Below are 11716 nucleotides of genomic sequence, written 5' to 3'. Positions count from 1 at the left end.
TTCAGCCCCGACGCACCCGCCCGTCCGGTCCCTCTCGGTGAGCCGCGGTGTCGCGCGGAGTGAACAGGCTTATACCGATTTCACCCTGCAACGTATATATGAACGACGAGCACGTGCGTGCGGTCGATCCGGCGGTGGCGGAAGCGCTCAGCGGCGAAGTCGATCGGCAGGAAGGGACGCTGGCGATGATCGCGAGCGAGAACCACGCCTCGGAGGCCGTCCTCGAGGCGCAGGGATCCGTGCTGACGAACAAGTACGCCGAGGGCTACCCCGGGTCGCGCTACTACGCGGGCTGTGAGTACGCGGACGAGGTCGAGACGCTGGCCATCGAGCGCGCACGGGATCTGTGGGGTGCCGAGCACGTCAACGTCCAGCCCCACTCGGGGACGCAGGCGAACATGGCGGTCTACCTCGCCATGCTCGAACCGGGCGACAGGATACTCTCGCTCGAATTGAACCACGGCGGGCACCTCTCTCACGGGCACCCGGCGAACTTCGCCGGGCAGCTGTTCGAGGTCGAACAGTACCAGGTCGACGCGGAGACCGGGTACATCGACTACGAGGCGCTCGCGGAGAAGGCGGACGCGTTCGACCCGGACATCGTCGTCTCGGGCTACTCGGCGTACCCGCGGGCGGTCGATTGGGAGCGCATCCAGGCGGTCGCCGACGACGTCGGGGCGTACCACCTCGCCGATATCGCCCACATCACGGGGCTCGTCGCGGCGGGCGTCCACCCCTCTCCCGTGGGGATCGCGGACTTCGTCACCGGGTCGACCCACAAGACGATCCGCGCCGGCCGGGGTGGTATCGTCATGACGAGCGACGAACACGCCAAGGCGATCGACAACGCGGTGTTCCCCGGGGCACAGGGCGGCCCACTCATGCACAACATCGCGGGCAAGGCCGTCGGATTCAAGGAGGCGCTCCAGCCCGAGTTCACCGAGTACGCCGAACAGGTGGTGTCGAACGCGCGAACGCTCGCCGACACGTTCGCCAACCACGGCCTCGACGTCGTCTCCGGCGGAACGGACACCCACCTCGTCCTCGTCGACCTCCGCGAGTCCCACCCGGACCTCTCCGGCGGGACGGCTGAGGAGGCGCTCGAACGGACGGGCATCGTCCTCAACGCCAACACGGTTCCCGGCGAGACCCGGTCGCCGTTCGACCCATCCGGCATCCGCGCCGGGACGGCCGCACTCACCACCCGCGGCTTCGAGAACCCCGAGATCCGCGAAGTCGGCGAACACATCGTCCGCGTCCTCGACAGCCCCGAGGACGAGGGCGTCATCGGTGAGGTCGGTGACCGCGTGACCGAACTCTGCGCGGCCCACCCGCTCTACCGGTAGGCGCCGACGCGCCCGACGTGCACAGCCGCCCGCGGGCTTATTTCGGGCTGGGTGCCTTCCTCGTCGTATGCACACCGCTGCCCTGACGCGCAGACGCCTCCTCCTGAGTACCACGCTCGCCGCCAGTCTGGCCGGCTGTAGCGGGACGTCGGGCGACGACCCGGGCGACTCCGATGAACCGACGGGAACCGACGGCTCCGGTGGCTCCGAGGGCCCCAGCGGCGACGCGAACTCGACCGATGCGACGACCGAGCAGGCCGGCTCCGACGAGGGGAGCGACGACCCGAGCGCGTCGACGGGCACACCCGGCGAGACGACCGACGCCACCGCGACCGACACGCCCGGCCCCGACAGTTCTTCGTCGGGGACCGGAGACACCGACACCGCGTCGACGGACGACGACCTGGACCTCCGCGAGGCGAACGTGGTCGGCGTCTCGCTGTCGCCCTCCGGCGGCTCGTACCGGTTCGACGTGACGCTGTACCACGACGACGACGGCGAGGACGGCTACGCGAACTGGTGGCAGGTCGAGACGCTCGACGGCGAGCAGCTGGGCCGCCGGACGCTGCTCCACGCCCACAGCACGGCCCCGTTCACCCGTTCGGAGACGATCTCGGTCCCCGACGGGACGACACACGTCGTCGTCCGCGGTCACGACCAGACCCACGGCTACGGCGGGCAGGCGATGGTCGTCAACGTCGACACCGGAGAGACACAGGCCGTCCGGCAGGGACCCGAACCACGGGACTTCTCGACCTTCGAGCCGACCGTCTGAGGAGCACCATCACTCTTGACGGACGCGAGCGTAGCGGCGTCCATGGCACCTATCCGCCGACTCGTACTCGACGTGCTCAAGCCCAGTGAGGCACCGACCGTCTCGTTCGCCCGGGAGGTGACCGGGCTCGACGGCGTCGACGCCGCGGCCGCACACCTCGTCGAGACCGACCGCGAGGTGCAGAACATCGTCCTCGTCGTCGAGGGGAGCGAGGTCGACTACGACGGCGTGGTCGAGCGCGTCGAAGACCTCGGCGGCACGCTCCACTCGGTCGACGAGGTCGTCTGCGGCGAACACCTCCCGGAGAGACACGAGGGCGGGCAGTCGGATGCGACGTGGCTTCGCTGATCGGCGTCGGGATCGGCTTCGGTCACGTGGTCGTGTGACCGGGTTCGATCGTCCGCTGGCAGCCGGTCGGGTTCGATCACGTGGCCGCGTTCACGACTCTATCGACGCGACGACGTGGGTGAAAAGCAGGAGTCGCTCGTCGGTGTGGGCGACGCAGAACCCGACCCGACGATCGGGTCGGAACGACTCCGCCGCGTTCGTGGCGTAGAACTCGTCGAAGACCTCCCCGCAGACGGGACAGGCGACGTCGTCGCGGTTCTCGTAGAGGACGGCGGCACCCGTGTCGGAGACGAGCTTCAGCCTGTGCCGGACCGCGTGTTCGTCGAACACGTCAGTGGAGTCGCGCGAGGCGTTCGTTCGCGGTCGCGAGCGCCGTCTCGTCGCCGTTCCGCAGCGCCGTCGAGACGTCGCGCGTCGCCCGCACGAGCGCCTCCGAGTCGTCGAGAGGGACGTCACCGCCGAGCGCGCGCGTCCGTTTCACGAGCTCGGCGACGGTGCCGAGCGTCCGTCGCGCCTCGGGATCGGGGTTGTCGGCGAGCCACGTGAGCACTTCGCGCCGGTAGTCGTCGACCGCCTCGGCGATCGCGAGGCCGCGTGCCGCCCGCATCGACTCGGGGACCGACGCCACGGGCGGTCGCTCGCTCGCGTCGGTTCCGCGGAGCAGGTCGAGCAGGTAGAACTCCTCGTCGTCCGTGATCTCCCCGTCGGCTGCGCGGGCGAGGACGTCGACGGCGTGGAGCAGTTCCGTCGCGGCGAGAAACGTCCCGTCGAACGGGCGGAGCTCGCCCCCGCGGATGAAGCCACGCCTGTTCCGGTAGCTCCGGAGCTCGCGCTTGAGATCGGCGGCGATGGCTTCGATCCCGTCGGCGTCGACGGTGCGCCGATAGGGTGAGAGATCGAGCGAGACGGGCGTGTCCGTGTGACGGGTCCGCTCGTCGACCCCGACGCTCCGGAGGCTCCCACAGGCGGGGCAGTCGACCGAACCGGTCTCGTAGTACGACCAGCGGTGTTCGCAGTCGCGGCACTCGCGTTGGCCCCGGACTTTCATGGGTACGGTACGGGGTCGACGGGAAAAAACACGACGGAGCGATGAAGGGGACGGCGACCGTAGCCGTGGTATGCGCTCCGAAGCGGAGATCAGAGAGCAGTACGACTTTCTCAAAGCAGAGCTCGACTCGCCGGAGATGCGACACGAGGGCGTCCGCGAGATGTTCACCTACTACCGTCGCGCGCTCGGCTGGGTGCTGGAAGAAGAACACATGTGAGCGACGGTTCCCTCCCGTCGAGCGACGTCGGTCACGGTCCGCGCACGCGCCGTGGAGGCCGCCCGCGAGAGAGGGCCACCCACCCGACTCCGTCGTTCCCGTGTGATCGCTCACGGACGCCGCCACCGTGGGGGTCCGGGGGTCCGACGTCGCCCCACATCGACTGGTCACGCGTGACTTCACCCCTCACTCGTTACAGCACAGGTCGGTCTTCGACATCTTTAAGTTAGAGAGCACGTTACGTAGAAGTGACGCTTCGCTTTGGAGGGCCGAAGCGTCAGCGGGGACCAATTCAGGGCGGCAAGCATCACGCGATTTTCGCGTGGCTTGCTTTCCTTTTCCGGACGATCGACCGTCAAGCGACGCGTCGACGCAACCGAGACGAAATCGTCGACAGCGGAGACGCGGCTGCCGGCGTGACCACCCCGTCGACGGATCGAACCGGGAGACCACTGGACCGTTCTCGCCGCCTCGACACGCAACGGACGGGTTTTCGACCGAACGACGGCGGTCCACGTCCGTCACAGTCTCTCGAGAGGTACTGTCTTTTCACTGAGACGTGATCGTGTCGTCGACCGTCGTGGCACCAGTCGTCCGTTCGACAGTTGTAGATCCGCCGAAATTTCACGCCTCGAACCGTCCGGGATTCCCGGACACCACGGGTGAGACCGCATCAACGATCGACAGATATACCAGAATTTCGATACACTTATTCTCCCTGATGGGTAAGTATCACGTTGAGAACACCGATGTACGACCTGACAGGATTCCAGCGTGACCTCCTCTACGTGATCGCGGGACTGGACGAACCCCACGGGCTCGCGATCAAAGAGGAGCTGGAAGAGTACTACGAGAAGGAGATCCATCACGGGCGCCTCTACCCGAACCTCGACACACTCGTGGAGAAAGGTCTCGTCGACAAGGGTCAGCGGGACCGTCGGACCAACTACTACACGTTGACGCGGCGCGGACGCCGTGAGATCCGTGCTCGCAAGGAGTGGGAGGGGCAGTACGTCGACGAAGAGTTCGGCGAGTAACCGCGCGCGACGTGCCCAGCCGCCGAGGAGACGTACCATCCGGTTCGGCCTCTCCGCCTGAGACCTCACTGGCCGCTCGGTTCGCCCTCCCCGCCTGGAGCACCCTGTGTGGATCGCTGTCCCCCCTCGACCGCCCCGGCATCGTCGGACTCCCGCGGCGCTCCACGGTCGCCATCGCCGCCCGGCCCGACCGCACTCCCCTCCACCGACTCCCCCGCCATCTCGTCGGACGGCTCGTGCGTCATGACGCTGGGGTCGATCGCCGTCGGCTGGATCTCGCGCCCCTGGACGAGTTCGGGCAGGACGAGCCGTGCGAAGTGAAAGACCAGTACGAGCAGCATCGGCATGAGGAAGATGCCGTACCAGCCGAACAGCAGTGGGCCGAACGTGTACGCGATCATCACGCTCCCGACGTGGAGGCTCCGACCCGAGACGTAGGGGCGGAGCACGAGGTCGGGGATGGTGTCGACGATGACGAACGACACGAGCGCGAACGCGACGACGAACCACAGCAGTTGCGGGTCGATCAGGAACGTCACGACCGCCATGTAGAGCGCGACCGGCACGTAGACGAGTTTCATCCCCACGACCGGGACGATGCTGGCGACGCCGGCCAGGAGTCCGACGAGTCCGGCCGCGGGGATCCTCGTCTCCGGGACCGGTGCGAAGACGTTGAGCACCGTGTACGCGATGACGCCGATGGTTCCCGTCAGCACCGCGTTGAGGATGTTACCGAAGAAGATCGCCTTGAGGTCGTGGTCGACTGCGGTGCCGTACGCGAGGACGGTCCCCTCGCCGTCGCCGAACGTCGCGAGGGCCCAGTCGCCCAGTTTCCGGTCGTCGCGGAGCAGGTAGAACGCGAGGGCGATCATGACGAACAGGTGAACTGCGCCGACGCCGAGGAACGCGACAGTGTCGACTGCCGAGGTGATCGAGCTCCCGAACTGGCTGATCGTCTCCGCGGTGAGGTACGACGTCGGCTCGAGTTCGAGTAGTCGTTGCGGGTCCGTAACGAGCGAGAGGAGATCCTGGTCGATCGGGTACTGCGACAGGTCGAACACGCCGCTGTTCGTGTACCGGACGGCCTGACGGATGACGATGAGGAGGGCGTACAGCACGAGCAACAGCGCGGGGAGCGCCAGCGCGAACAGCGAGACGGCGGCCGCGAGGCTCGGCGGGCGGATCCGGCGTTTGAGCCGGCGATAGATGGGGCGGGTCGCGTAGTAGAGGAAGAGCCCGAAGACGAACGTGCCGACGAAGGCGTGGAGGACGACGACGAGCGCGCCGGCGAGCAGGAGCCCCAGCAGCCACCACCCGAGTCGGGAGCGCTCGATACCAGCGAGGGACATACGGGGAGATGCTCCCGGCGACGGGAAGAATCTACCTCCCCGATTCGAGGGTACCCGACGTCGTTCGGCAGGGCACCTTTGTCCGCGCGCCGCGAACACGAGGGCGGTGTCCGTGATCTCCCCGATCCAGGTCGACCCCGTGTTCGGACTCCCCCTCTCCCAGCCCGTCGGCCGACTGCTCCTCGCCGCACTCCTCGGGCTGTTCCTCGGGCTCGAGCGCGAGTGGGCGGAGATGGAGGCCGGCATCCGGACGTTCTCACTCACGAGTCTCGCCGGGGCCGTGTTCACCCTCGTCGCCCTGGAGACGGGGTTCGAGAGTCTCCTCCTCGCTGGCGGGCTGCTGGTGGTCGCCCAGTCCGTCCTCCTCGCCGCCCGGGGGTTCTACGCCGACCGCACGCTCAAGCTCACGACGTCGATCTCGCTGCTCGTCGCGTACGGGGTCGGCGCGCTCGTCGCGAGCGGGTCCATCTTCGCGGGGGTCGCGGTCGCGGTCGTCTCCTCGCTCCTCCTCGTGTTGAAGCGCGAGCTCCACGACTTCGCGGGGGCGCTGACGCGCGAGGAACTCCGGTCGGTCACCGAGTTCGCCATCCTCGCGTTCGTCGTCTTCCCGCTGTTGCCGGCGGGCCGCGTCGTCGTCCGGGGCGTCGTCGTCGAGCCTCGCGTGGCGTGGCTGATGGTCGTCACGGTCGCTGGGATCGGCATCGCCAACTACGTCGTCCTCAGGATCTACGGCGGCGTCGGTGTCGTCGTCACGGGATTCGTCGGCGGCCTCGCCTCCTCGACCGCCGTCGTCGGGAGCATGCTCGGCCACGTCCGTCGCCGGGACGAACTCGAGTCGTACGCCGTCGCGGCAGTGCTCCTCGCGGAGGCGGCGATGGCCGTCCGGAACCTGGCGATCGCGCTGGTGTTCTCGTTTCCGGCCGTGCTCGTCGACGCGGTCGTCCCGCTGGGCGTGTTCGTCGTGGGAGCGGTCGTCGTCGCGCTCCGCGGCACCGACTGGGACGCGGCGGCCGACGTCGACCTCGCCCTCGACAGCCCGTTCTCGCTCCGGAACGCGCTCGCGTTCGGGGCCGTCTTCCTGCTCGTGCTCGCCGTGGGCACCGTGGCCCAGTCACAGTTCGGCACCACGGGCCTGTACGCGAGTTCGTTCGTCTCGGGGCTCGTCTCCTCGGCCGGAGCGACGACCACGGCGGTGCTCCTCTACCGGAGCGAGACGATCCCGGCGTCGACCGCGACCGTGGCCGTCTTCCTCGCCACCGGCGCGAGCGTCGTCGTCAAATCGGTCCTCGCCCTCGCTGGCTCCCAGTCGTTCGGTTCCCGGATCGCCCGCTGGTCGGCGTTCCTCCTCGCCGTCACCACCGTGGTGACGGTGCTCGTGACGACGGTCTGAATCGACGCGACACGCCGGTCGCGGGCGGTACGGTCGGTGACTCCGGCGGTTCGCCCCGAACACCTTTTGAACAGCCCCTCCGTATCCGACCCATGAACCGAGAGACGGCGGAGCCACAGGTCGACGGCTTCCCCGGAGAACACGCCCGTCGGTGGGTCGCGTACCACCAGTCGACCGCCGCACCCAGCACCTACGTCTACGACTTCGTCTGGGACCGGACCGCTCCCGCGGAGGGACCCTTCTGCACCGATCTCGACGGCAACGTGCTCATGGACTTCACCAGCCACGTCGCCGCGGCCCCGCTCGGGTACAACAACCCGAAGATCATGGACCGCCTCCGCGAGTTCGATCTCGTCGACCCGCTGAAGATCGCCGGCCAGGACTTCTACGCCGCCGGCGGTCCCGCCGTCGACGAGCAGGACGTTCCCGGCCCCGCCGGGCTGATGGACCGGCTCACCCGCCTGACGGCGGCGTACGACATGGATCTCGTCTTCCTCTCGAACTCCGGTGCCGAGGCGGTCGAGAACGCGATCAAGGTCGCCTACGACTACTCCGGCGGGGCGAAACACGGCGTCACGTTCGAGGGCGCCTTCCACGGGCGGACCCTCGGCGCGCTCTCGTTGAACCGCTCGAAGCAGAAGTACCGCCAGCAGTTCCCCGAAGTGTCCGGGATCGTCGACGTCCCCTACTGCGACGACCGCTCGTGTACGCCCGCGACGTGCTCCTGTGGCTTCTTCGCCGGCTCCGGGGAGGAGACCGTGTCGCGGCTCCGTCGGAAACTCGACCCCGACCGCGGACACGTCCCCGCCGAGGACGTCGCCTACGTGATCCTCGAACCCGTCCAGGGCGAGGGCGGCTACCGGTTCCCGAGCGAGGCGTTCACCGACGAGATCGCCGCCCTGGCAGAGGAACACGACCTCACGGTCATCGCCGACGAGATCCAGACAGGGATGGGACGGACGGGCGAGTGGTGGGGCGTGGATCACTCGGCGCTCGAACCGGACCTCATCTGCACGGCGAAGGCGCTGCGGGTCGGAGCGACGGTCGGCCGGAGCGACCTGTTCCCCGACGAGGAGGGTCGCATCTCCTCGACGTGGGGCGCGGGCGACCTCGTCGCTGCCGCACAGGGCGCGCTCACGATCGACGCCATCGAGGAGCACGACCTGCTGGCGAACGCGACGGCCCGGGGGCGACAGTTCCGCGAGACGCTCGTCGACGCCGACGCGTCCGTCGTCGACGACGTCCGCGGACTGGGGCTGTTGCTCGCCGTCGAGTTCGACACGAAGGAACGCCGCGACGCGGTACAAGAGGCGACGTTCGCGCGCGGCCTGCTCACGCTCGGCTGTGGCTACAAGACGCTCCGGGTGTTGCCGCCGCTAGACGTCACCGAACGCGAGATCGACCTCGGTGCCGACCTCATCCTGCAGGCGATCGACGACGTCTCCTGATCGACGACCCCTCCCGATCGACGACGTCTCCCGTGCTGCGCGACTGCGCCATGTCTCGTCGTTCTCGCGGGGCGAGAACGGCCCGAACGGATTTACTCGCCCCGGTCGAACGCTGACCCGTCATGTACGAGACGATCCTCGTTCCCACCGACGGCAGCGCGGGCTCCGAACTCGCCGTGGACCACGCGCTCGACCTCGCCCGGCGGTACGACGCGACGCTCCACCTCGTCTACGTGGTCGACACCGACGTGGTCAACCACTACGCCGGCATCGACGCCATCGAAGGCGTCGAGGGCGCGCTCGAAGCGCAGGGAGCCGAGGCGCTCGACGCGGCCGCCGAACGTGCCGAAGACGGCGGGATCGTCGCCGAGCGGCACGTCGTCGAGGGGAGTCCCCACGAGGCCATCATCGACGCCGTCGCGATGGTCGGCGCGGACCTCGTGGTGATGGGGACCGAGCGTAAGAGCGGGGAGTACCGACGGCTCCTCGGGAGCGTCACGGAGCGCGTGGTGCGGATGGTGGACGTCCCCGTCCACGTCGTCAAGGCGAAGGCCGAGGAGTGACCCCCGGACGAGATCTCGGCTGTCCCGGTCCGTCGAACGGGCGACCTGTCCGATCCGCGAGGGTCGTCGCTCGGTGCTCCTCGAAGCCGACGACGGTTCGGTCTCTCGACTGGGTTTCGCGCGGTGGCTCCGTCGGAAGGCCGGTGCGACGTCCTCGACGGCTGTGGAAAAAACCGACCGTTCCGCGTGGTCTTTCGTGATCAGAACGTCTTCGGCCACGGCCGGGGGAACTCCTCCGAGCCCTTCGTGTGTCCCGGCGCGTCCGCCGTCTCCTCCGGGACGACGGGGCAGTGGACCACGACGCCCGGCCTGTCGACGGTGACCAGGCCGGCGTCGGCTGCGGCCCGGATGTCCGCGACGTCGTCGAAGAGGGCCTCGGGGTAGTGTCCCGACACGTAGTCCGAGGCGACGATGTCGGCGACCGTGACTTCGTCCGCCGTGTGGACGACGTTGACGTTCCAGTGAGGTGAGTAGCCGGGCTCGCCGGGGACGAACTCGACCACCTGTGCCTGCCACACCCGATCGCCTCCGATGAGGTAGATGTCGTTCTCCCCACGCTCCGTCACCCCCTCCTCAATGCCGTTCGCGATGTAGTAGATCTCCTCCTCCTCGTACCAGCCGTTCACGACCGTCTTGCCGGCTGCTGCGGTGCCGGTCGCGACGATTCCGAGCGTGAGCGCTCCGGCGACTCCTCCCGTCGTTTGCAGGAACCGGCGGCTCGGGTCGTTTCGTTGCGTCTGTTGCGTCATTGTGGCTCTCCGAACCGACGAGTCGGACGGGACCTCCCCGCCCCTCGTCGGTCGGAGTGAGAGGCGGTCGAGCGACGAAATAACAGTTTTCCAACATTACACCGAACTCTGTGTAGAGTCGGAGGAGAATCGGGGGAGAGTCGATTCAGACTCTCCCCCGGATGTCCCTCGGACGCATCCGATCGGAGCCGGCTGGCGACTGGACGCGCGCCCGCTCTCCGGGACGTGCGCTGCGGGTCACGCGGACCCGGTCGGTGATGTGTCGGCCCGCCGCGGTGGTCCCGAGGGGCGGTCGGTGGCCCACGACGTCAGTAGGAGATTCGTGAGGCCCGGTGGCGCTCGTCGTACGCGTCGACGCCGTCGCCGAACACCCCCCGGAGGTGGTAGGTGTCGTACATCGTCGAGTGGCTGTAGTCGAGGAAGGTCATCGGGATCCGGAGGGAGCCGTTCTCGCGGACGACGCTCGCGAGGCCGGTAAACGCGTGGTTGTGCCGACGGTCGGAGACGTACGCACCGAAGACGGGAGTCACCTGTTGGTGTGGGGCGACCGCGTGAAACGCCTCGATCGATCGGAGCGTGTACTCGTAGCAGTACAGGCCCGTAGAGCCCTCGACGATCCCCTCGAACTCCGTGCCCCCTCGAACGTGCTGCCTGAGCGACACGGCGTCGCCGAGGAGGTGGTCCTGAACGTTGCCAGCGACGTATCGGGGGGTGTCGAAGTGCGTCCGCCGCCTGAACCCCTCTGCGAGTCCCGCCACGAGCGCAGCGGGATCGCGGGGAGCGACGCCGGCGAACCGTCGAACCGTCTCCCGTGACGGCCGACGGAACCGATCGCTCCGGAGGGCTGCGACGGTGACGGGGCGGGTTTGGGCGTCCCGAAGGCGGTCGAAGAACACGTCGTTCGTGGTGAACTCGAAGGTGTACCGCCCCGCCTCGATCGCGCCGAGGTCCGTCGCCAGTCGTCCGAGCCTCGCTTCGGGGTCGGTCGGAGCGCCGACGCTCGCCGTGGCCTCCCGTGTGGTGTCGGGGACCGGACGGCCCGCGATACGGTCGCCGGTCCCGGTTTCGACTCCGACAGACGTCCCGTCGAACACCAGACGACGGTCCGAGAACGTGAGAGCGAACGGGGACGGTTCGAGGTGGCGTCGCGCGATCGGGCCGAGCTCCTGTTCGGTGAGGTTGGTCCCGGTGACGGTGCCGAACCCGAGCAGTTCGTACACGACTCTGGCCGCGCCAGCGCCGAACACGCTCCCTCCGATCAGCCCGAGGACTCGTCGTCGGCTCCACCCGTGGGTCGTTCCGGGCGAACCTCCCGACTCGTCGTCGTCCGATCGAGCCATCGCCAGGGAGTGATACCACGATCGGACAAGGGTTTTCGGGAGGACGTCGACGAGCGTCGACGAGCGTCGAGGGACCGTGATCCGTCGGTTCGGAGTCCCGAGCGGG

The 11716-nt window shown here is 68.3% G+C and carries 13 protein-coding genes; 8 read left to right on the top strand and 5 right to left on the bottom strand.

Going from position 1 to position 11716, the window contains the following annotated elements; all coding sequences use genetic code 11:
• Positions 1 to 98 precede the first annotated feature (98 nt).
• From glyA to FZP69_RS08350, 3 genes are all read left to right on the top strand, one after another.
• Positions 99 to 1346 carry a serine hydroxymethyltransferase gene (gene glyA / locus FZP69_RS08360; RefSeq protein ID WP_152040866.1) on the top strand — a complete coding sequence of 416 codons (1248 nt, stop codon included), beginning with the start codon at positions 99 to 101 and terminating at the stop codon, positions 1344 to 1346.
• A 67-nt stretch (positions 1347 to 1413) separates the two neighbouring features.
• A complete protein-coding gene (locus FZP69_RS08355) occupies positions 1414 to 2121 on the top strand; it encodes a hypothetical protein (protein ID WP_152040865.1) in 708 nt (235 codons plus the stop codon).
• A gap of 42 nt (positions 2122 to 2163) precedes the next feature.
• Positions 2164 to 2469 (top strand): DUF211 domain-containing protein, encoded by a 306-nt coding sequence (locus FZP69_RS08350; protein WP_152040864.1) that lies wholly within the window; start codon positions 2164 to 2166, stop codon positions 2467 to 2469.
• A gap of 90 nt (positions 2470 to 2559) precedes the next feature.
• Here the strand turns inward: FZP69_RS08350 and FZP69_RS08345 are convergent, their stop codons facing one another.
• Positions 2560 to 2799, bottom strand: a complete 240-nt coding sequence (locus FZP69_RS08345; RefSeq protein WP_152040863.1) for a DUF7385 family protein — start codon at positions 2797 to 2799, stop codon at positions 2560 to 2562.
• 1 nt (position 2800) lies between these two features.
• Positions 2801 to 3517 carry a DUF7117 family protein gene (locus FZP69_RS08340; RefSeq protein ID WP_152040862.1) on the bottom strand — a complete coding sequence of 239 codons (717 nt, stop codon included), beginning with the start codon at positions 3515 to 3517 and terminating at the stop codon, positions 2801 to 2803.
• 70 nt (positions 3518 to 3587) lie between these two features.
• Between FZP69_RS08340 and FZP69_RS22475 the strand changes: the two genes are divergently transcribed.
• Positions 3588 to 3734, top strand: coding sequence for a hypothetical protein (locus FZP69_RS22475; RefSeq protein WP_192918511.1), 147 nt, complete (start codon positions 3588 to 3590; stop codon positions 3732 to 3734).
• 749 nt (positions 3735 to 4483) lie between these two features.
• Positions 4484 to 4771 (top strand): PadR family transcriptional regulator, encoded by a 288-nt coding sequence (locus tag FZP69_RS08335; protein ID WP_152040861.1) that lies wholly within the window; start codon positions 4484 to 4486, stop codon positions 4769 to 4771.
• Positions 4772 to 4836: 65 nt separating this feature from the next.
• On the opposite strand, the gene FZP69_RS08330 is transcribed toward FZP69_RS08335, so the two are convergent.
• Positions 4837 to 6120, bottom strand: a complete 1284-nt coding sequence (locus FZP69_RS08330) for an AI-2E family transporter (protein WP_152040860.1) — start codon at positions 6118 to 6120, stop codon at positions 4837 to 4839.
• 106 nt (positions 6121 to 6226) lie between these two features.
• On the opposite strand from FZP69_RS08330, the gene FZP69_RS08325 reads away from it, so the two are divergent.
• The 3 genes from FZP69_RS08325 (at position 6227) to FZP69_RS08315 (ending at position 9521) form a co-directional block, all read left to right on the top strand.
• Positions 6227 to 7510: an MgtC/SapB family protein gene (locus FZP69_RS08325; RefSeq protein ID WP_321168789.1), complete on the top strand. Its 1284-nt coding sequence runs from the start codon at positions 6227 to 6229 to the stop codon at positions 7508 to 7510.
• Between the two features lie 92 nt (positions 7511 to 7602).
• Positions 7603 to 8958 carry an aminotransferase class III-fold pyridoxal phosphate-dependent enzyme gene (locus FZP69_RS08320; RefSeq protein ID WP_152040859.1) on the top strand — a complete coding sequence of 452 codons (1356 nt, stop codon included), beginning with the start codon at positions 7603 to 7605 and terminating at the stop codon, positions 8956 to 8958.
• A 122-nt stretch (positions 8959 to 9080) separates the two neighbouring features.
• Positions 9081 to 9521 carry a universal stress protein gene (locus FZP69_RS08315; RefSeq protein ID WP_152040858.1) on the top strand — a complete coding sequence of 147 codons (441 nt, stop codon included), beginning with the start codon at positions 9081 to 9083 and terminating at the stop codon, positions 9519 to 9521.
• A gap of 200 nt (positions 9522 to 9721) precedes the next feature.
• Here FZP69_RS08315 and FZP69_RS08310 read toward each other — a convergent pair whose 3' ends face one another.
• Entirely contained in the window at positions 9722 to 10270 is a 549-nt protein-coding gene (locus FZP69_RS08310) for a hypothetical protein (protein ID WP_152040857.1), read from the bottom strand.
• A 308-nt stretch (positions 10271 to 10578) separates the two neighbouring features.
• Positions 10579 to 11610: a hypothetical protein gene (locus tag FZP69_RS08305; RefSeq protein ID WP_152040856.1), complete on the bottom strand. Its 1032-nt coding sequence runs from the start codon at positions 11608 to 11610 to the stop codon at positions 10579 to 10581.
• Positions 11611 to 11716 lie beyond the last annotated feature (106 nt).

This window comes from Salinigranum salinum (assembly GCF_009176545.1).
In the GTDB taxonomy this organism is placed as follows: domain Archaea; phylum Halobacteriota; class Halobacteria; order Halobacteriales; family Haloferacaceae; genus Salinigranum; species Salinigranum salinum.
This window is presented reverse-complemented; position numbering and strand designations above follow the sequence as displayed.